This window comes from Nocardia sp. NPDC049149 (genome assembly GCF_043197455.1).
In the GTDB taxonomy this organism is placed as follows: domain Bacteria; phylum Actinomycetota; class Actinomycetes; order Mycobacteriales; family Mycobacteriaceae; genus Nocardia.
The window spans coordinates 25,713-45,325 of the sequence record NZ_JBICTD010000006.1 but is presented as its reverse complement, the minus strand read 5'-3'; the positions used below and the strand labels follow the sequence as shown (position 1 = coordinate 45,325).

The 19,613-nt window shown below is 67.7% G+C and carries 16 protein-coding genes; 7 read left to right on the top strand and 9 right to left on the bottom strand.

What is annotated here, in order from left to right:
- Positions 1–227 precede the first annotated feature (227 nt).
- The gene (locus ACGFNJ_RS24445; protein WP_393452406.1) at positions 228–2,219 is read left to right on the top strand and encodes an ArnT family glycosyltransferase; all 1,992 of its coding nucleotides are present in this window, start codon (positions 228–230) and stop codon (positions 2,217–2,219) included.
- Between the two features lie 124 nt (positions 2,220–2,343).
- Here ACGFNJ_RS24445 and ACGFNJ_RS24440 read toward each other — a convergent pair whose 3' ends face one another.
- From ACGFNJ_RS24440 to ACGFNJ_RS24415, 6 genes are all read right to left on the bottom strand, one after another.
- Positions 2,344–3,249, bottom strand: a complete 906-nt coding sequence (locus ACGFNJ_RS24440) for a lysophospholipid acyltransferase family protein (protein WP_393452403.1) — start codon at positions 3,247–3,249, stop codon at positions 2,344–2,346.
- A gap of 412 nt (positions 3,250–3,661) precedes the next feature.
- A complete protein-coding gene (hflX, locus tag ACGFNJ_RS24435) occupies positions 3,662–5,110 on the bottom strand; it encodes a GTPase HflX (protein WP_393454117.1) in 1,449 nt (482 codons plus the stop codon).
- Positions 5,111–5,401: 291 nt separating this feature from the next.
- A complete protein-coding gene (gene dapF / locus ACGFNJ_RS24430; protein ID WP_393454114.1) occupies positions 5,402–6,331 on the bottom strand; it encodes a diaminopimelate epimerase in 930 nt (309 codons plus the stop codon).
- Positions 6,332–6,365: 34 nt separating this feature from the next.
- Positions 6,366–7,202, bottom strand: a complete 837-nt coding sequence (locus tag ACGFNJ_RS24425) for a TrmH family RNA methyltransferase (RefSeq protein WP_393452400.1) — start codon at positions 7,200–7,202, stop codon at positions 6,366–6,368.
- Positions 7,199–8,128 carry a tRNA (adenosine(37)-N6)-dimethylallyltransferase MiaA gene (miaA, locus tag ACGFNJ_RS24420; protein WP_393452397.1) on the bottom strand — a complete coding sequence of 310 codons (930 nt, stop codon included), beginning with the start codon at positions 8,126–8,128 and terminating at the stop codon, positions 7,199–7,201. Before miaA ends, ACGFNJ_RS24425 begins: the two co-directional genes overlap by 4 nt.
- On the bottom strand, positions 8,125–8,877 hold the full coding sequence (locus ACGFNJ_RS24415) for a hypothetical protein (RefSeq protein ID WP_393452394.1): 753 nt from the start codon (positions 8,875–8,877) through the stop codon (positions 8,125–8,127). The genes miaA and ACGFNJ_RS24415 overlap by 4 nt, the downstream gene beginning before the upstream one ends.
- Before the next feature lie 253 nt (positions 8,878–9,130).
- Between ACGFNJ_RS24415 and ACGFNJ_RS24410 the strand changes: the two genes are divergently transcribed.
- The gene (locus tag ACGFNJ_RS24410; RefSeq protein WP_393452391.1) at positions 9,131–10,498 is read left to right on the top strand and encodes a DUF349 domain-containing protein; all 1,368 of its coding nucleotides are present in this window, start codon (positions 9,131–9,133) and stop codon (positions 10,496–10,498) included.
- Positions 10,499–10,610: 112 nt separating this feature from the next.
- Here the strand turns inward: ACGFNJ_RS24410 and ACGFNJ_RS24405 are convergent, their stop codons facing one another.
- The 3 genes from ACGFNJ_RS24405 to miaB form a co-directional block, all read right to left on the bottom strand.
- Positions 10,611–11,051 carry a hypothetical protein gene (locus tag ACGFNJ_RS24405; RefSeq protein ID WP_393452388.1) on the bottom strand — a complete coding sequence of 147 codons (441 nt, stop codon included), beginning with the start codon at positions 11,049–11,051 and terminating at the stop codon, positions 10,611–10,613.
- A gap of 146 nt (positions 11,052–11,197) precedes the next feature.
- A complete protein-coding gene (locus ACGFNJ_RS24400) occupies positions 11,198–11,950 on the bottom strand; it encodes a hypothetical protein (protein WP_393452385.1) in 753 nt (250 codons plus the stop codon).
- A 48-nt stretch (positions 11,951–11,998) separates the two neighbouring features.
- Complete coding sequence (gene miaB, locus ACGFNJ_RS24395; protein ID WP_393454111.1) at positions 11,999–13,504, bottom strand: tRNA (N6-isopentenyl adenosine(37)-C2)-methylthiotransferase MiaB; 1,506 nt, start codon at positions 13,502–13,504, stop codon at positions 11,999–12,001.
- A gap of 361 nt (positions 13,505–13,865) precedes the next feature.
- Here miaB and ACGFNJ_RS24390 point away from each other — a divergent pair, with 361 nt between their 5' ends.
- The 5 genes from ACGFNJ_RS24390 (at position 13,866) to ACGFNJ_RS24370 (ending at position 19,611) form a co-directional block, all read left to right on the top strand.
- Positions 13,866–14,594: an amino acid ABC transporter ATP-binding protein gene (locus tag ACGFNJ_RS24390; protein WP_069160224.1), complete on the top strand. Its 729-nt coding sequence runs from the start codon at positions 13,866–13,868 to the stop codon at positions 14,592–14,594.
- A 58-nt stretch (positions 14,595–14,652) separates the two neighbouring features.
- Positions 14,653–15,489 (top strand): glutamate ABC transporter substrate-binding protein, encoded by an 837-nt coding sequence (locus ACGFNJ_RS24385; RefSeq protein ID WP_393452382.1) that lies wholly within the window; start codon positions 14,653–14,655, stop codon positions 15,487–15,489.
- 170 nt (positions 15,490–15,659) lie between these two features.
- Positions 15,660–16,340 carry an amino acid ABC transporter permease gene (locus ACGFNJ_RS24380; protein ID WP_393452379.1) on the top strand — a complete coding sequence of 227 codons (681 nt, stop codon included), beginning with the start codon at positions 15,660–15,662 and terminating at the stop codon, positions 16,338–16,340.
- Entirely contained in the window at positions 16,337–17,227 is an 891-nt protein-coding gene (locus ACGFNJ_RS24375; RefSeq protein WP_393452376.1) for an amino acid ABC transporter permease, read from the top strand. The genes ACGFNJ_RS24380 and ACGFNJ_RS24375 overlap by 4 nt, the downstream gene beginning before the upstream one ends.
- A 149-nt stretch (positions 17,228–17,376) precedes the next feature.
- Positions 17,377–19,611, top strand: a complete 2,235-nt coding sequence (locus ACGFNJ_RS24370) for a M20/M25/M40 family metallo-hydrolase (protein WP_393452373.1) — start codon at positions 17,377–17,379, stop codon at positions 19,609–19,611.
- The last annotated feature ends 2 nt before the right edge of the window (positions 19,612–19,613 follow it).

Here is a 19,613-nt window from a genome sequence, read left to right as displayed (position 1 = left end):
TCCACACCGACCCGTCGTTGTCACACACGGTACCCGGAACGAGAATCTCAGTTCACTTCCGTCCTGGAATTGTTGCCTCACCAGGTACGGCGGCGAGGTCTGCGGAAGAACGGCGAGATTCTCGACAAACCCACGGCGAACGGCGGTGTCGTGGCCCACACAAGTTCGACGCCGTGTTAACCCGCTGTACAACTTTTGGTGAACATCAGCATGCGACCGTGAACCGCATGGCGGCGACCCTCATCGCGACGGCTCCGACCGGCTCCGTCGCCTCCCCCGCAGACCCGACAGACCAATCATCGGCCCGGCCCGTGGAACGCGTCGGGTTGATCCTGCTGCTGCTCGGTACCGCGACCGCGTACCTGTGGAATATCACCGTCAACGGTATGGCGAACAACTTCTACGCGGGCGCGGCCTGGGCCGGATCGCGCAGCTGGAAGGCGCTGCTCTTCGGGTCGCTCGATCCGGGCAACTTCATCACCGTCGACAAGCCGCCCGCGTCGCAGTGGGTGATGGGGCTGTCCGGTCAGCTGTTCGGGTTCAGCAGCGCGAGCATGCTCGTCCCGCAGGCGTTGATGGCGGTCGCCGCGGTGGCGCTGCTGTATGCGACGGTCGCGCGCACGACGGGTAGTCGCGGCGCCGGACTGCTCGCCGGTGCGATCCTGGCGGCAACTCCGGTGGCGGCCTTGATGTTTCGGTTCAACAATCCCGACGCGGTGATGGTGCTGCTGATGACCGCGGCCGCCTACGGGACGGTCCGCGCGCTGGAACGGGCCAGCGGGCGCTGGCTGATGCTGGCCGGTGCGGCGCTCGGCTTCGCCTTTCTGGCCAAGCTGCTCGAAGGACTCATGGTGTTGCCCGCGCTGGCGGTCACCTACCTCATCGTGGCACCCACGTCATTGCGAAACCGGTTGTTGCACTTGGTCGGTGCCGCCGCCGCATTGATCGTCTCGTCCGGCTGGTATGTGCTGCTCACCGCGCTCTGGCCCGCCTCGTCCCGGCCGTATCTGGCCGGATCCGATGACAACACCTTCATGGATGCGGTGTTCGGCTTCAACGGTTTCGGCCGATTCCTCGGTCACACCCCGCCAGCCGAACGGATCGCACTGCCCGAGGGGTATCAGGCGCCGAACGGCCTGCTGCAGAGCTTCAACGATTTCGGCTCCCCCGGCCCCGGCCGACTGTTCGCCGGCGAGAGCGGATTCGAGATCTCCTGGCTGCTTCCCGCCGCACTGGTGGCGTTCCTGCTGGTGTTGGCGCTGCGGCGGGCGCCGCGCACCGATCTGGTGCGCGGGACCACGCTGATCTTCGGGCTGTGGTTGATCACGCTGGGCGGCGCCTTCAGTGTCATGGCCGCGGCCGAACACGCCTACTACACACTGACTCTCGCGCCTGCCGTCGCCGGAATGCTCGCCATCGGCCTGCACCAGCTGTGGCAGCGCCGCGATCATGCGGTCGGCCGGATCGGTGCCGCCGCACTGATCCTCAGCATGGGCGCGTGGTCATTTATTGTGCTGCAACGTAATTCGGACTGGCTGCCCTGGCTGCGCTGGACCATCGCGGCGACGGCAGGCGTCGCAGCCCTCGGGCTGTTACTCGCCGCGATCCCGACCCCGGCAGGATTGCGGGTGGCGCGCAGCCGGGTGGCCGCGGTGCTGGTGGTCATCGGCGTGCTCGCCGGGCTCGGCGGCTCGACCGCCTACGCGGCGGCCACGATTCCGCAAGCCCACACCGGCCGCAGTCCCGTCGTCGGACCGGCCAAGCCGGTCGACACCGGCATCGAGGCGCTGATCCACCGGCAGACCCAGAATTTCGCGGACGGCGGTGCATTCCTCAAGCCGCAGCTCGTGGCCATGCTGATGAACTCGACCACGCGCTGGTCGGCTGCCGTCGATCGCGGTTCGATCGCGGCCGCACTCGAATTGGCCAGCCGCACACCGGTCATGGCGATCGGCGGGTTCGCGGCCGACGATCCGGTCCCCACCCTGCCCCAGTTCCAGCAGATCCTCGCCAAGCACGAGCTCACCTACTATCTGGTGCAGGAAATGCCGCTCCCCGCATCGTGGCGCGTCCCGGGCCAGCCCGGCGCCACGACGCCCAAGGACAAACCATGGCAGGTGACCGGCAGCCCCGAGATCGCGACGTGGGTAGCCGATCACTACCCCGCCACCCGCATCGGCAATATCGCCGTCTACGACCTGACCGAACACCCGAACTGAATCCAGCCGACCGCCCAGCTAACTACGGCCGCAGTCTTCGCCCGAAGTCACTATCACGGTCAGACGTTGTCGGCGGACACACCCGCAGCCGACGTGGACAACCCACCGCGGATGCGCGCGCCGATCAGCGGCGGAACCAGCCCTGCACCCGGCCGGCAAGCGTGCGGCCGGAGTCGCGGTCACGTTCGGTGAAGAGGAACTTCAGTTCCTCCTCGAGGGCTTTGCGAACCACGTCACGCAGTTCCTTTGCCGCAGCGGCGATGTCGTCCGCGTCGCGCCATGGCGCCGGGTCGATCGGGGCGCCTGCGGAGAAGTAGAAGCGTTCAGGGCGCGGGATGAGGGTCGGGCCGAGGCCACGCAGCAGCGGAGGCGTCAGCTCACGGTTCAGGCCGAGCGCCTCGACGGTCCAGCGCAGCGGGCGCAGCACAGGATGGTCGCCGTCGACCACGATGTCGTAGGCGTCGTCGACGCCGATCATGGCGATCGGCACGATCGGGGCGCCTGCCTCGATCGCCATCCGAGCGAAGCCGGTGCGGCCCTCCCATTTGAGGGCGTACTTCTCGTTCTTGCGGCGCACGGCTTCTCGACCACCGCCGGGGAACACGATGACGGCGTCGCCGCGCTTCAGCAATGCCAGGCAGTTGCCGCGGGTGCCGCGGACCGCGCCGTAGCGATGCAGGAAGTGGCGCAGGCCGGGGACCGCGATCAGCACGTTCTCGGCGAGGCCGCGGATCAGCCGTCCGCGACGGCGCAGGACCTCGGGGAGCAGCAGCGGAGCGTCGATGCCGCCCATCAGGTTGTGGTTGCCGACCAGCAGAACCGGTCCGTCGGTCGGGATGTTGTCGAGTCCGTAGAAGCGCGGGCTCGTCCAGGCACGCAGGGGTGCGAGCAGCGCCTCGATCACCCGCACGTCGGTATCGGTCAGCGAAACCGACAGCGGCGCACCATCACTGAGCGTCGGCCGGTCGAGTAGCTGAACACCTGATGACCGGTCTCCGGAACCGGCCGAGCCTGAACGATCGTTCGACATAGAACCCTCCTGATGTCGATTCGACACGATATCGCAACAAAATAGACTGTGTGGCACGCCATACAGCACCAGGACGATTACCAAACCCTTTGATGCACAGCATGATTCACCGCCACCAACCACAATTCCGACATAGTTGATCACCACGAAATGTGGCAGCAATCACTACGCCCCCCACCCACGTGACCCAGATCTACCCCCCGCGCAACCCACGAGCACTCCCCCACACCAACATTCGCCAGTCAATTGCTCGGTTGCGTAAGCGTGGTTTCGGGTCGAGGGGAACTGGTGCAGGTGGCTTCTCGGGCGATGCCTGCACCAGTTCCCATGATCAGTCGACGAACTCCTGAGGGTGCGGGTTCGCACCCTTTCTTGGGATTCGCACTCGTTCCGGACGCCCGGAAAGGGCGGGTCAGCTTGGGGCGTGGCCGTTGGATTCCGGGGTGCCGCCTGCGTGGGCGTATTCCGACAGGGCCGCGGCCAGCGAGTGCGGGACGCGGGCGCGGACCCGGGTGCCACCTTCCTCGTGGGTGGCGGAGATGATGCGGCCGTCGGCGTGGATGCGGGCGAGCAGGTCGCCGCGGGTGTACGGGAGCAGCACGCCGATTTCGACGTCGAGGCCGCCGAGCACCTCGGCGAGGCGATCGCGCAGGGCGTCGATGCCGAGACCGGTGTTGGCGGAGACGAACGCCGCATCGGGGAGCTGACCGCGCAGGCGGGTGAGCGCCATCGGATCGAGGGCATCGATCTTGTTGACCACCAGCAGTTCCGGCGGGGCCGAGGTGCCCTGCTCCTTGATCACGTCGGTGATCACCTCGCGGACCGCCTTGATCTGTTCGGCGGGCAGTGCGTCGGAACCGTCGACCACATGCAGCAGCAGGTCGGCGCCGGTCACCTCTTCGAGGGTGGAGCGAAACGCCTCGACCAGCTGAGTCGGCAGGTGCCGCACGAAACCGACGGTATCGGTGAACACGACCTCGCGGCCGTCGTCGAGATCGGCGCGACGGGTGGTCGGATCCAAGGTGGCGAACAGCGCGTCCTGCACCAGCAGGCCCGCCCCGGTCAGCGCGTTCATCAGGCTGGACTTGCCCGCGTTGGTGTAGCCGACGATCGCGACCGACGGGATGCCGCTGGAGTTGCGGCGGGCCCGCATGGTGTCGCGGGCGGTCTTCATCTCCCGGATCTCGCGGCGCAGCTTGGCCATTCGTTCGCGGATTCGGCGACGATCGGTCTCGATCTTCGTTTCACCGGGACCACGCAGACCGACGCCGCCGTTGCTGCCCGCGCGGCCACCGGCCTGCCGGGACATCGACTCACCCCAGCCGCGCAGTCGCGGCAGCATGTATTCCATCTGCGCGAGCGCGACCTGCGCCTTGCCCTCACGGGAGGTGGCGTGCTGGGCGAAGATATCGAGGATCAGTGCGGTCCGGTCGATCACCTTGACCTTGACGACCTTTTCCAGCGCGGTCAGCTGCGCAGGGGTGAGTTCACCGTCACAGATCACGGTGTCGGCGCCGGTTTCGAGCACGACAGCGCGCAGCTCGTCGGCCTTACCCGAGCCGATGTAGGTGGCCGGGTCCGGCTTGTCCCTGCGCTGGATCAGCCCTTCGAGCACCTCCGAGCCTGCGGTCTCGGCGAGCGCGGCAAGTTCGGTCATGCTCGCGTCGGCCTGCGCCGCGCTGCCGGTGGTCCAGACACCAACCAGCACAACGCGTTCCAGGCGCAGCTGCCGGTACTCGACCTCGGTGATGTCGGTGAGTTCGGTGGAAAGCCCGGCCACGCGACGCAGCGAGCTGCGTTCGTCGAGCTGCATCTCGCCGACCGTCGGCTCGGCGGCCGTCCAACCGCCGGACCGCTTCATCCGCGCGGCATGCTCGGCCACCACGTCACCCTCGGACTGATCGTCCGTCGGCTGTGTGCTGTCCTCGGCCGCCTCGAACTCGTCGGCTGGCGTGAATTCAAACGTCTTAGATTTCGTCATTCAACCTCATCGATCGCTGTCCTGACCTGCAGGAGACCTGCGCGGCGGGGGAGCATATCGACATATTCTTTGGCACAAGGTTTGTGCCGACTTCCTCCCAGATTACGCCCCTCAGCGTCCTCGACCCGGTGCGCGAGGTCAAGCGAGTTTCGACTGGTTCCACCGTTCGAGCTAACTCGAGATCGCGTGCCACCAGTCCTGCGCCAGGTGCCCTTTGGCAACGAGGACCGAGGGCCCCCGCAACCAGGCAGCACCGTTCGCGATGCCGACGGTGACTTCGCCACCCGGAATACGAACGCGCACTTCACCGCTGTCGGTGGCGAGATCGAAACCCTTGTCTGCCAAAGCCGCTGCCGCCGCGGCAACGGTTCCTGTTCCGCAGGAACGGGTTTCGCCGACGCCGCGCTCGTACACCCGCATATCGACGGAACCGTCGGCATCGAGCGCGGTCACGATTTCCACGTTGACGCCGTGCGGGAACAGATCCGGGTCGTAGCCGGGCGGCACGGTCAGGTCGAGCTTGGCGAGCCCTTCCGCGGACAGCCCGGGGTCGACGCAGGCCAGGTGCGGGTTGCCGACGTCGGTGCCGAGGCCGGAGTAGGCCCATCCCGCGACGGTCGCCGTCGATTCACCCAGCTGACGGACCTGGCCCATGTCGACAGTGACGTCACCGTCGACCGCGGTCGCGGCGTGCACCTTGACCGGCCGAGCGCCTGCCCTGCTGCCGACGACGAACTCGGTGACCGGCCCGGAACCCGCGCGACTGCCGACAACGAACTCACTGCTGGTCTCCAGCCCGGACGCCACCAGGTAATGCGCGAACACCCGCACCCCGTTGCCGCACATCTCGGCGATGGACCCATCGGCGTTGCGGTAGTCCATGAACCAATCGTCGGCAGCCACCCCCGCCGGAATCTCCGCGAGCACCCCTGCGGCGTGCAACGCGCCGGCGCGCGCCACCCGCAGCACCCCGTCGGCGCCGAGTCCGCGCTGCCGGTCGCACAGCGCGCTGACCCGCTCCGGCGTCAGGTCGAGGCGTACCTCGAGGTCGGGCAGCACCACGAAATCGTTCTGGGTGCCGTGGCCCTTGGCGAACTCGATATCCGACACGTGCGTGTTTCTCCCTACTCGGTTGTCACTTGGCAAACGTCCGGCGCTGCCGGGAAATTTCGTACAGCGCCACGGCCGCCGCCGACGGCGCGCCCAGCGAGCTCGCGGTGCCGCCCATCGGGATGTGCACCATGGCGTCGCACGCCTGCTGCCAGGCCGCGCTCATGCCGCTGGTTTCGTTGCCGATGACGAGGATCGTCGCCTCGGTGAAGTCGTAGTCGTAGGCCGCGCGCGGACCGTGCTCGTCGGTGCCGACGATCCGCGTCGGAATTCCGCGCCGCACCTGCCGATCCCGGAATTCGCTCACCTGCGCGGGCCCGGCCGCGCGCAGCACCGGCATGGCGAACAGCGATCCGGTCGACGCGCGCACCGCCTGCGGGTCGTACTGGTCGGCCCCGTGCCCGGTGACGATCACGCCGCTGGCGCCGAACGCGTCGGCTGAACGGATCAGCGTGCCGAGGTTGCCCGGCGAATTCGGTCGGTCGAACACCACGACCACGGGCGCGTCCTCGCCGGGCTCCCCCGGCGCGAAGGTGTCGAGCTCGTCCTGCCGCGACACCGCAACGGCCACCACTTCCGGTATGCCGCCTGCCTTTTCGCCGAGTTCGGCCATCAATTCCGGCACCAGGCCGACCTGCGGAACATCGCTGGCGTCCAACAGTTCCCTGGCCCAGTTCGACAGGTCGGGAGTGCCGAGGCGATAGAGCAGCGTCTCCAAGGGCCAGTCGTTGGCGACCGCCTGGCTGATCGGCCGGACGCCCTGCACCAGGAAGCGCCCGTCGCGATGGCGTTTGGTCCGGTTGTTCAAGTACGCCTGCCACACCTGCACGGAGGCATTGCGGGTGCTCACACGTCGGGTCACTGGGGACTCCGTTCCTTCTCGTCGAGCAGGGCGAGCGCGGTCGGCACCAGATCGGCGGCGGCGCCGTCCACCCAGCGCACCCGTGGATCGCGGCGGAACCACGAGCGCTGCCGTCGGACGTAGCGCCGAGTGCCGATCAGGGTGCGTTCCCGCGCATGCTCAAAGTCATATTCGTTGTCCAGGTACGCGAGGACTTGTGCGTAACCGATGGCACGCCGGGCGGTGACACCGTCGCGCAGACCGAGTTCGATCAGGGCGCGCACTTCGTCGACGAGCCCCTGTTCGAACATCAGCTCGGTGCGCAGTTCGATCCGTTCGTCGAGTTCGGTTGTCTCGCGGTCGACCCCAATGATGACGGTTCCCCAACGCGGCGTGCCGATTTCGGGCGCGGAGGCGGCAAAAGGTTTTCCGGTGAGTTCGACGACCTCGAGTGCGCGCACCATCCGCCTGCCGTCGGTGGGCAGGATGGTGGCCGCCGCGGCCGGATCGGCCTGCCGCAGCGCCGCGTGCACCGCGTCGACACCGCCGTCGGCGAGCACCGCCTCCCAGCGCGCACGCACGGCAGGATCGGTGGCCGGGAACGCCCATTCATCCAGCAGCGCTTGGACATACATCATCGAGCCGCCGACGATCACCGGCACCCGACCGCGCGCCATGATCGCCTCGACGTCGGCACTTGCCGCGGCTTGATAGACGGCGACGGTCGCGGTTTCGGTCACGTCGAGCACGTCGAGCTGGTGATGCGGGATGCCGCGGCGCTCGGCGACGGTGAGTTTCGCGGTGCCGACGTCCATGCCGCGGTAGAGCTGCATCGCGTCGATGTTGACGATCTCGCCGCCGAGCCGTTCGGCGAGGTCGAGGCCGAGGTTCGATTTGCCGGTGGCGGTGGGGCCGACGACGGCGATCGGGGTGATCGGGTCGGTCACGACTGCGCCTCCGCGGCCCGCCACAGGCCCACGTGATAGCCGACGCCGAATGGTGCGGCCTGGTACCGGGTCTCGACGCTCGGAGCGGTATCGAACAACCCCGTCAGCACTTGATACGCGGCGCGGCCGGACAGCACAAGCTCGGCGCACAGCACGGGGTCGAGCGCGCGCAGTCCCGCGAGATCACCGGTGCGCAGCATCCGATCGAGGTCCGCTTGCACCGCGGCGGCGCGCTCGTCGAGGTAGCCGGGCGCCTTCAGCGTCAGAGTCGCGGCGCCGTCGGCGATCACCAGCACACCGTGCCGCGCGTCCGAACCGTCCGCTTCGGCACGAAGTTTCATGCCGAGCGCGCGGCAATCGTCCGGATCGGTGTCCTCGGCAACAATGTGGACATCGGCGGCAACGGCCGGTGCGACCTGTTCTCGCAACCATCCAGCGATCAACACGGGCAACGGAAGCCGCGGATCCGGCGTCGCCGACGCGATCGCGGACAGCGCCACCCGCACATCGGCGCCGAACCCACGGAACGTGCCGACCGTTCCCGGACCGAATGCCTGGTCGGCGGCGCCGACACCGACGACCGTCCACCGGTCTGACACCGCGGCCATGGCGGTCGCGGCGGCAAGCACCTCGGCCCGCAACGCCACCCGTGGATCGTCCTGATGACCGGGGATCGGGCCGGTCGCGCCGCCGCAGAGCTCGGGCACCAGGATCGGTGGCGACGGGACCAGCGCGGCAATCGAGAACACGTCGTAACCGTATCTGTTGCCCCGACCGCCGCTGTGCACCGCGGGTAGCGGCCCGGCTTCGAGTGTCTCTGCCGCAAAGGTGGTCGGGATTGATACTGTTCGAAGAGCTACAACCCAGGTCATCAGGGGTTGCAATCCCGTGATTCCTCCGAGTGAAGGCGTGGGTCGATGGTCACAAGGGCTCGGACCGGGTTCAATGGGATGAGCTAGAGCGTAACCAGGCAGCCGTGACGCGCGGCAGGGACGAGGAGCTATGACCGACAGCAACGGAACCGCGAAAGCCAGCCCCGGCAAGATGCCGCGCTCTTCCGGTGCCCCGAAACCCGGCGGCTCGATCCAACCCCCCAAGCCGCACGCGACCCCGGGCCCGGCTCAGCAGCACCCGCATCCCGTCGTGGTGCCGACCGTCACCGACCCCAGTGCGTGGGGTCGCGTCGACGACGACGGCACCGCCTGGGTGAAAACCGCCGAGGGCGAACGCCAGGTCGGCTCCTGGCAGGCGGGCGACGCCGCCGAGGGGCTCGCCCACTTCGGCCGCCGGTTCGACGACTTGGCCACCGAGGTCGCGCTACTGGAAGCCCGCCTCGCCGCGGGCGCGGACGCGCGCAAGACGAAGGCCGCCGCGGTCGCCCTCGCCGAATCGCTGCCCACCGCCGCCGTCATCGGCGATATCGACGGGCTCGCCAAGCGCCTCGACGCGATCGCCGAACACTCCGAAGAGGCGGCCGCGCACGCCAAGGAGGAGAAGGACCGGGCTCGGCACGAGCACACCGAGCGCAAGGAAGCGCTGTGCGCCGAGGCCGAGAAGATCGCCGCCGAATCCACCCAGTGGAAGTCAGCGGGCGACCGGTTACGCGAGATCCTCGACGAGTGGAAGTCGATCCGCGGCGTCGACCGCAAGGTCGACGACGCGCTGTGGAAGCGGTACTCGAAGGCGCGCGAGGCGTTCAACCGCAGGCGCGGCGCGCATTTCGCCGAGCTCGACCGGGAACGGGCCGCGGCGAAGACGCGCAAGGAAGAGCTGTGCGTGCGCGCCGAGGAACTGTCCGGCTCCACCGACTGGGTCGGCACCGCGAGTGTCTTCCGTGATCTGCTCGCCGAGTGGAAGGCCGCGGGCCGGGCGCCGCGCGAGGCCGACGAGGCGCTGTGGCGGCGCTTCAAGAGCGCGCAGGACGTGTTCTTCGCCGCCCGCAACGCCGCCGTCACCGAGCGCGACGCCGAGTTCGAGCACAACGCCACCGCCAAGGAAGAGCTCCTGCATTCCTACGACCACATCGACCCGGCCAACGGCCTGGAAGCCGCCCGCGCGTCTTTGCGTGAGCTGCAAGACAAGTGGGACGCCATCGGCAAGGTGCCGCGCGAACGCATCCAGGAACTGGAAGGCAAGCTGCGCGCCATCGAGAAGCGGGTCCGCGACGCGGCCGACGACCAGTGGCGGCGCACCGATCCGGAGGCGATGGCGCGCGCCGCCCAATTCCGTGAGCGGGTAGCGCAATTCGAGGAGCAGGCCGCCAAGGCGCAGGCCGCAGGCAAGGCTCGGGACGCCGAGAAGGCACTGGAACAGGCCAAGCAGTGGCGCGAGTGGGCCGAGGCCGCGGAAGGCGCGGTCACCAACCGCTGAGCGCCGCCGGGTGCGCTGCGCCCAACCGCGACTCGTGGTGTGGCGCAGGGTGAATCAGCGGCCGAGTGACGTCGCCGCGGCCTCAATGCAGCAGCGGCCTCGCGAGCCAGAGCTACGCGGGCAGCGCTCGGCCGGTGCGCCGCCGCGCCATTGCCACCTGGGTGAACATGGTGAGCCCTGAAATCAGCAGCGCCGCAAGCGGGAGCAGCGGGATGTAGGACACCCAGATGATCGGATCCGGCAGCGACAGCGCGACGAACGTGACGAGGACGGTCGCCAGGAAGGTGACGGCCGACCAGCGGTGCAACGGCCGAACCCAGGCGGCCCGGCCCGCACCGGCCGGTGGGCTACTGCTGGACCGCCTGCTCGTCCGATACCACCGCACCAGCAGGTAGATCCCGGAGAAGGCGAGCAGGGCCAGCGGGAGCAACGGCACGTAGGACACCCATTCCGGTCCCTGCACCGCCAAGACGACAACGGTGAGCACGACCGTCACCGTGAAGACGATCGCCACCCATCGGTGGAACTGCCGGATTCGCTTGTTCCAGTTCATCGCGTCCTCCTGTGCAATCCGAGCAACCCGGCGATCTGCCGGAACGTGGTTCGGTGACGCAGACGGTAGTGAGAACTCTGTGACGAGCGCTTCTCGATTCCTGATCGGTGCTGATGATCTTATTCGGTGACTCCGCGCGGTCGGAGTTACTCGCCGGTGAGGCGGCGGCGGTCGCGTTCCTCGGCGACGGCGGAGGCGTTGCGGCGCTGCTCTTCCGCGGCCAGTTGCAGGGCGGTGCGGCTCCAGACGACGCGAACCCAGTGGAAGGTCAACACGATTGCGGCGAGGGTGCCGAGAATGAGGCCGATGGCCGGGCCTGCGCCGTGGTAGTTGCCGATGCCGGGTGTCTGGCGGTGCCAGATCGAGAAGACGCCGAACACGCTGGTGATCGCGGTGCCTGCGACGGCGATCCAGGCGAGGAACCAGCGCCGGGTCATCAGCGCCAGCGTCGAGAAGCCGACGCCGAAGATCACCAGGAACCAGACGAAGATCCGCGACGGCAGCCCGATGTGCTCCAGCCGGGCGGCGTCGGTGCCGAGCAGCACATCGAAACCGCGGGCGCCGCCCGCGTGCGGCAGCACCAGCGAGAGCAGCAGGACGAACACCGCGCCCGCGACCACCATGGCGCGCACCCCGGGATCGATCTCGCCGGCGATGCGGCGTTCCACCGCGTCCAGGTCGTCACGGAACTGTTCGAAGTTGCTGCTCTCGACCGCGTTCACGGAACCCTCGTTTCGTTCGGCTTGTTCGTGGTTCGCTGCACTGCCCGCGTCCACTGTGCCATCTCCGGGTTCGGTTCCCGCGGCCGACCCACTACCGTCGGTAGTAGGTTCGGATGTTTCCGGCTTTTCGCCGTCGGGCGTGCGGTCCGCGTGCCCGTCAGCCGGTCGCTCACTCATGCCCCCACCTCACTGTGACTGGAACGTCCACGGCCGCAACGGAGTTGCTCACGCACCACAACCGGTCGAGCATCCCGCGGCGGCAGCCGGTTCCGGCGCGGGTGCACCGATACGCGGCAGGCCGAGCCCGACCCCGATCGGCTGGGTCTTCGGGGTGATCCCCTGCTCGTGCGCGTCACCGGCCGCGGTCCGCCGGTGCGATGTGATCGGCGCATCCGCGATCAGATGATGCGGCGCCGCCTCGGTGAGATCGACGGTGATGATGTCGCCGGGACGGATCGTCTCGGCGGTCCCGCCCGGCCGGAAATGCACCAGCCTGCCGTCGCGGGCGCGCCCGCTCATGCGTGCGGTCGCGGCGTTCTTCTTGCCTGCGCCCTCGGCCACCAGCAGCTCGACCTCGGTGCCGATGAGCGCCCGGTTCGCCGCGAGCGAGACTTCCTCCTGCAACGCGATGAGCCGCTCATACCGTTCCTGCACAACGGCTTTCGGCAGCTGGTCGGCCATCTCTGCGGCGGGGGTGCCTGGGCGCTTGGAGTACTGGAAGGTGAACGCACTGGTGAAGCGCGCCTGGCGGACCACGTCCAGGGTCTCCTGGAAGTCTTCCTCGGTCTCGCCGGGGAAGCCGACGATGATGTCGGTGGTGATCGCCGCGTGCGGCATCGCGGCACGCACCTTCTCGATGATGCCCAGGTAGCGCGCCTTGCGGTAGGAGCGCCGCATCGCCTTGAGCACCTTGTCCGAACCGGATTGCAGCGGCATGTGCAGCTGCGGGCAGATGTTCGGGGTGTCGGCCATCGCCTCGATCACGTCGTCGGTGAACTCGGCCGGATGCGGCGAGGTGAAGCGCACGCGCTCCAAGCCGTCGATGGTCCCGCAGGCACGCAGCAGCTTGGCGAACGCGCCACGATCGCGCGGCTCGTCCGGGTCGGCGAACGAGGCGCCGTAGGAGTTCACGTTCTGTCCGAGCAGCGTCACCTCGAGCACGCCCTGGTCCACCAGCGCCTGCACCTCGGCGAGCACGTCACCGGGGCGGCGGTCGACCTCCTTGCCGCGCAGCGACGGCACGATGCAGAACGTGCAGGTGTTGTTGCAGCCCACCGAGATCGACACCCAGCCCGCGTAGGCGGACTCGCGCTTGGCGGGCAGGCTCGACGGGAACGCCTCCAGCGACTCCAGGATCTCCACCTGCGCTTCGGCGTTGTGCCGTGCCCGCTCCAGCAGCACCGGCAGCGAGCCGATGTTGTGGGTGCCGAACACCACGTCCACCCACGGCGCCTTGCGCACCACGGTGCCGCGGTCCTTCTGCGCCAGGCAGCCGCCCACCGCGATCTGCATGCCGGGCTGGTCGGCCTTGATCGACGCGAGGTGGCCGAGGGTGCCGTAGAGCTTGTTGTCGGCGTTCTCGCGCACCGCGCAGGTATTGAGTACGACCAGGTCGGCCGACGCCCCCGGCGCGGCCTTCACATAACCCGCGTCCTCCAGCAGGCCGGACAAGCGTTCGGAATCGTGCACGTTCATCTGGCAACCGAAGGTGCGGACCTCGTAACTGCGCATGCCGTCCACAGGGAGTTGAGCGAGAGTCAGCACGTCCTGTCCGATCGAATCCACCCATCAAGGGTACGGGGACGGGCAACGCGAGTTTCGCGGGCATCGGCGCAGGACTCAGCGCCCGCCGCACTCCAGTGGCGGGATCCGGTCACCCGGTCACGTGACGACGCTCCGACCGCCCACGATGCACCTTTCGGGAGGATTACAGACACATGTCAATACGGCGCGGCGCGACGGTGTGTCGCAGAAACTCGGGCAAATCCACGTTTTCCGCTTAAGGTCTTTGACCATGACCGACGACGCCGCCGCGCCCGATACAACGGGGGACGCTTCAACCGGGGACGCCAGCGCCGCCACCAGCGCGCCGATGATCTCGATGCGCAATGTGCAAAAACACTTCGGTGACCTGCATGTGCTGCGCGATATCGACCTCGAAGTCCCCAAAGGACAGGTCGTCATTGTTCTCGGCCCCTCGGGGTCGGGAAAGTCGACGCTGTGCCGCACCATCAACCGCCTGGAACCCATCGACTCCGGTGACATCGCCATCGACGGCGTGCCGCTGCCCGCGGAGGGCCGCAGCCTGGCCGCGTTGCGCGCCGACGTCGGCATGGTGTTCCAGTCGTTCAACCTCTTCGCGCACAAGACGATCGTGGAGAACGTCATGCTCGCGCCGATGAAGGTGCGCAAGATCAAGAAGGACGCGGCGCGCACGCACGCCATGGAGCTGCTGACCCGCGTCGGCATCGCCAACCAGGCCGACAAGTACCCCGCCCAGCTCTCCGGCGGTCAGCAGCAGCGCGTCGCGATCGCCCGCGCGCTCGCCATGAACCCCAAGGTGATGCTGTTCGACGAACCGACCTCGGCGCTGGACCCGGAGATGGTCCAGGAAGTGCTCGACGTGATGGTGTCGCTGGCCAAGGACGGGATGACCATGCTGGTCGTCACGCACGAGATGGGCTTCGCCCGGCGTGCGGGCAACCGGGTCCTGTTCATGGCCGACGGACAGGTGGTCGAGGACGCCGAACCGGAAGCGTTCTTCACCGCGCCGAAGTCCGACCGTGCGAAGGACTTCCTCGGCAAGATATTGAGCCACTGAGCCATTGGGTCCGGCTCACCACAAACCAACAAACCGACGAGAAAGAGAAGGAAACTCGATGAGGATCAACCGTGCCCTTCGGCTCGGTGTCGGAGCCGTCGCTCTGACCCTGACCGCCGCCCTCGCCACCGCGTGTGGTGGCGGCGACTCCAAGTCCGCCCTGGATCACGCCAAGGACGGCAAGCTCACCATCGGCATCAAGTACGACCAGCCGGGCCTCGGCCTGCGGACCAAGGACGGCTCCTACACGGGCTTCGACGTCGAGGTCGCCAAGTATGTGGCGGGCAAGCTCGGCGTGAAGCCCGACGGCATCACCTGGAAGGAATCGCCGTCCGGCCAGCGCGAGACGCTGATCGAGAACGGCCAGGTCGACTACATCGTGGCCACCTACTCGATCACCGACAGCCGCAAGCAGAAGGTCGACTTCGCAGGCCCGTACTACGTTGCGGGTCAGTCGTTCCTGGTGCGCGCCGACAACACCGACATCACCGGCCCGGACAGCATCAAGGGCAAGAAGGTCTGCTCGGTCAAGGGCTCCACCCCGGCCCAGAACATCGAGAAGAACTTCAAGGACACCCAGCTGCAGGCCAACGACACCTACTCGGTGTGCCTCGAGGGCCTGCGCGCGGGCTCCTGGGATGCGGTGACCACCGATGACATCATCCTGGCCGGCTACGCCTCGCAGAGCACCGGCGCGTTCAAGGTCGTCGGCAAGCCGTTCACCACGGAGAACTACGGCATCGGCCTGAAGAAGGGCGACAAGGAACTCCGCGACAAGGTGAACAGCGCGATCGAGGAAATGATCTCGGACGGCTCCTGGAAGAAGGCGTTCGACGCGACCGTCGGTGCGTCCGGCTACCAGGCGCCGACGCCGCCGAAGGTCGACCGGTACTGAGATTCCCCACGCACGGGTGGCTCGACCCCACCGGGTCGAGCCACCCGCCGCACTTTTCCCCTGACGCCCGCATGAGCGGGTCAAGCCCGGAGGCGGCAGCTTGTGTAACCACGCAGAGCTCCGCTGATGACCAATGAACATCGAGACCCGATGGGAGGGACGCGTACGCCGTGTTCGACCTGATCTCGAGGTATGACGATCAAATCCTCGACGCCTTCTGGGTGACCATCCAACTGACCGTGCTCTCGGCGGTCGGAGCGCTGATCCTGGGCACTTTCGTCGCCGCGCTGCGCGTGTCCCCCGTGCCGATCGCCCGCGCGGTCGGCACCGCCTACGTCACCATTTTCCGCAACACCCCACTCACGCTGATCATCGTCTTCATGTCGCTCGGCCTGTACACCACGATGGGCTGGAAGCTGGCGGGCGAGGGCCCGGATTCGGTGGCCCAGAACAACTTCCGCTACGCCATCATCGGCCTCAGCATCTACACCGGCAGTTTCGTGTGTGAGTCGCTGCGGTCCGGCATCAACACCGTCGCGATGGGCCAGTCCGAAGCGGGCCGTTCGCTCGGCCTGACCTTCGCGCAGAATCTGCGACTCATCGTGCTGCCGCAGGCCTTTCGCGCGACCATCGCGCCGCTGGGCAGCGTGCTGATCGCGCTCACCAAGAACACCACGATCGCCTCGGCCATCGGCGTTGTCGAGGCCGCGTTCCTGATGGCCAACGTCAATGAGAACGAGGCGAATGTGATCGCCGTCGGCGCCATCTTCGCCCTCGGGTTCGTCATCCTGACCCTGCCGACCGGCCTGCTCTTCGGTTGGCTCGCCAAGCGATTCGAGGTCGCCCGATGAGTTCAGCTTCGGTGCTGTTCGACGCACCAGGACCCCGCGGACGGATCAGGCACCACATCTACACGGTCGTGGTCGTCGCCGCCGTCGCGGCGTTTCTGTGGGTGCTGTACCGCGGATTCGACAAGACGGGACAGTTCACGGCGGCCAAGTGGAAGCCGTTCCTCGACGCCGAGGTCTGGGAGACCTACCTGCTGCCCGGTCTGAAGGGCACCGTCGTCGCGGCGTTGCTGTCGATCGTGTTCGCGCTCGTGCTCGGCATGATCTTCGGCATCCTCCGGCTGTCGGATCATCGGGCCGTGCGCTGGGTTGCCGGCACGATCGTCGAAGTGGCACGGGCCATTCCGGTGCTGATCCTGATGATCTTCCTGTTCGGGCTGTTCTCCAAGAACCAGATCTTCCCCTCCGACGATCTGGCACTTGCCGCGGTGGTGACCGCGCTGACCGTCTACAACGGATCGGTCATCGCCGAAATCGTGCGTGCGGGCATTCGTTCGTTGCCGAAGGGGCAAACCGAGGCGGCCGTCGCGCTCGGGATGCGCAAGAACCAGCTGATGCGGTTGATCCTGCTGCCGCAGGCGGTCACCGCGATGCTGCCCGCGCTGGTCTCGCAAATGGTTGTCGCGCTGAAGGATTCGGCGCTCGGCTACCAGATCACCTACACCGAGATCGTCCGGTCCGGTCAGCAGCTCGGCGCGGCGGAGCAGAACACGATCCCCTCGCTGTTCGTGATCGCGATCGTGATGATCTCGCTCAACAGCGCGTTGACCTTCGTGGCGACCAAGCTGGAAGCGAGGTTGCGTGCGCGGAAGAAGGGTCGGGGCGCGGTGGTCACGGCCGATTCGATCCTCACCGACGCAGCGCCGGGGATGGACCTCACCAAAAAGTAGTTCTCCTCCGGGACAACACGATTGAGCGCCGGTGCGCTGGATGCGGTACTCCGCTCCAGCGCACCGGCGTTTCTGTACTCGCAAGCCCGTCTGCCACGGATCTGCGCGAGCACGGCGATTGGTCCATAGCGGCCGACTACCATCGCACCGTGCGGAAGATTTCCGGGTTGCTTGCCTTTCTGGTGCTGCTGACCGTGGTGGTCGTGACCGCGTGGGATCGGCAGCCGCACGGGTATCGCACGGAATCCGCGCCCGCAACGGAGTTCAGTGCCGGACGCGCGATGCGGACCGTGACGGCCATCGCGCAACGGCCGCATCCGATCGGTACCGCCGAACACGACCGGGTCCGTGATTACCTCGTCGAGCAACTGCGGACGCTGGGGCTCGACACCGAAGTGCAGACCGGAGTCGGGCGGGCTCCTGCGGCGATCGAACGCGACGTGCTGTCGATGGGGCGGGTCGCGAATATCGTTGCCCGACTGCCGGGTACGCAGTCGAAGGGCACGGTATTCCTGACCGCGCACTACGATTCCGTCCCGTCCGGGCCCGGCGCCAATGACGACGGTGTCGGTGTCGCGGCGGTGCTGGAAACCGTGCGGGCGCTGCGCGCGAGCGCACAGCCGCTGCGCAACGACGTGGTCGTCCTGCTGACCGACGGCGAGGAAGCCGGATTGCTCGGCGCGGAAGCGTTCGTCACCGCGGGCAAGGACGGCAGAGACACCGGCGTCGTCATCAACCACGAGGCGCGTGGTGCAGGCGGACCGCTGCTGCTGTGGCGGACCAGCAGGCCCGACGGCGCGCTCATCCGCACCGTCGCCGACGCGGCGCCCCGCCCGAACACCGACTCGGTGGCCACCATGGTGGCCAGTGCTCGGACGTCCAGCAGCACCGACTACTCCGCATTCGACCCGAGCGGATTGCGGGTGCTGGATTGGGCTTACGTCGGCCGCAGCGCGTACTACCACAACCGGCTCGACGACCCGGCCCACGTCGATCTGCCGACCGTGCAGGAGCTGGGCGACAACAGCCTCGGTCTGGCCGAAGCATTCGGCGGGCAAGACCTCACCGCCGAAGACGCGGTCGATCGCACGTACTTCCAGCTGCCGTTCGGCATCCTCGTGGTGCTGCCGGTGTGGGTGATCATCGCCCTCGCGGTCGCCACGGTCCTCGCGGTGACTTGGATCATCCGGCACCTCATCCGGGCGGGCGACACCAGCCTGGCGCGCGTACTCGGTGCTGCCGCAACCGTTCTCGTCGCCGCACCGATCGCGGCGGGCGCCGCCTACGGGTTGTGGGAGGTGATCAAACTGATCCGCCCCGACTACAGGCCCCTCGTCGTCGACCCCTACCGGCCGGAGTTCTACTACCTCGCGATCCTCGTGCTGTCCACCAGCGTGCTCGCGGCCTGGTACCTGCTGGCGCGACGCCTTTTCGACACCGCAGCGGCGGCGGCAGGCATGCTCGGCACCTCGACGGTGATCGGCGCGGTGTGCGCGGCCCTACTCCCCACGACCGCACACCTTTTGATCGTGCCCGCGTGCGCGGCCGCACTGGGCGTAGCGGCGACCTTCGTCCTGCCCGAACGATGGCGGCTGCCGGTGCTCACCGTATTCCTCACGCCCGCAGCAGTATTCCTCGGCACCGCGACCTGGCCGCTGCTCCAGACCGGAATCACCACTGCACCGTTCCTGGTGGCTCCTGCGGTGCTGCTGTTCGGCGGGCTCCTCGCCCTGACGCTCACCCGAGCCTGGCCCACGCATCGCGCTTGGACCATCCCCGCCGCCGCGTTCGTCCTCGCGATTGCACTCGCCACGGTAGGACTGGCCGTCGACCGCAGCGACGACAACCATCCGCTCGGTTCCCAACTCGTCTACGCCCTCGATGCGGATCACAATGCCGCACAATGGCTCTCTCGCGACGCACCCAACCGCTGGACCCACACGCTCGTCGACAAAACCACCCCGACAACACCATTCGCTCAGTTGTGGTCGAACGCCGTCTCCAGCGGACCGGCCGCCACCCAGCCCCTCTCACCACCCACCGCCGAAATCCTTTCCGACACCACCGAATCGAACCAACGCACCGTCCACCTCCGCCTCCGCAGCACCCGCGACGCCACCAGCATCGCCCTCCGCTACGACACCGCGCCCAGCTCTCTCACCGTGGCAGGCCGCGATCTGACTCCTGTCCCCGCGAAGGGCATCCTCTTCAACGCACCTCCGTCTGAAGGCATCGAAGTGCAGGTCACGTCCCCCGCAGGTCCCCTGCACCTCGTCGACTACACCTGGCTCTCCGACGCCGGCCTCGCCCTCTCGCCACCTCCCGACGTCTTCCTCCGTCAAGACAGCACCGCCGCCGTCTTCCGCACCATCCCCGGGCTCTGAGC

Bases quoted from the DNA above. Each gene is read 5' to 3' on its own strand.
- ACGFNJ_RS24445 (WP_393452406.1), top strand. From the start codon at position 228: ATGGCGGCGACCCTCATCGCGACGGCTCCGACCGGCTCCGTCGCCTCC.
- ACGFNJ_RS24440 (WP_393452403.1), bottom strand. From the start codon at position 3,249: ATGTCGAACGATCGTTCAGGCTCGGCCGGTTCCGGAGACCGGTCATCA.
- hflX (WP_393454117.1), bottom strand. From the start codon at position 5,110: ATGAAGCGGTCCGGCGGTTGGACGGCCGCCGAGCCGACGGTCGGCGAG.
- ACGFNJ_RS24410 (WP_393452391.1), top strand. From the start codon at position 9,131: ATGACCGACAGCAACGGAACCGCGAAAGCCAGCCCCGGCAAGATGCCG.
- ACGFNJ_RS24405 (WP_393452388.1), bottom strand. From the start codon at position 11,051: ATGAACTGGAACAAGCGAATCCGGCAGTTCCACCGATGGGTGGCGATC.
- ACGFNJ_RS24400 (WP_393452385.1), bottom strand. From the start codon at position 11,950: ATGAGTGAGCGACCGGCTGACGGGCACGCGGACCGCACGCCCGACGGC.
- miaB (WP_393454111.1), bottom strand. From the start codon at position 13,504: ATGCGCAGTTACGAGGTCCGCACCTTCGGTTGCCAGATGAACGTGCAC.
- ACGFNJ_RS24390 (WP_069160224.1), top strand. From the start codon at position 13,866: ATGATCTCGATGCGCAATGTGCAAAAACACTTCGGTGACCTGCATGTG.
- ACGFNJ_RS24385 (WP_393452382.1), top strand. From the start codon at position 14,653: ATGAGGATCAACCGTGCCCTTCGGCTCGGTGTCGGAGCCGTCGCTCTG.
- ACGFNJ_RS24375 (WP_393452376.1), top strand. From the start codon at position 16,337: ATGAGTTCAGCTTCGGTGCTGTTCGACGCACCAGGACCCCGCGGACGG.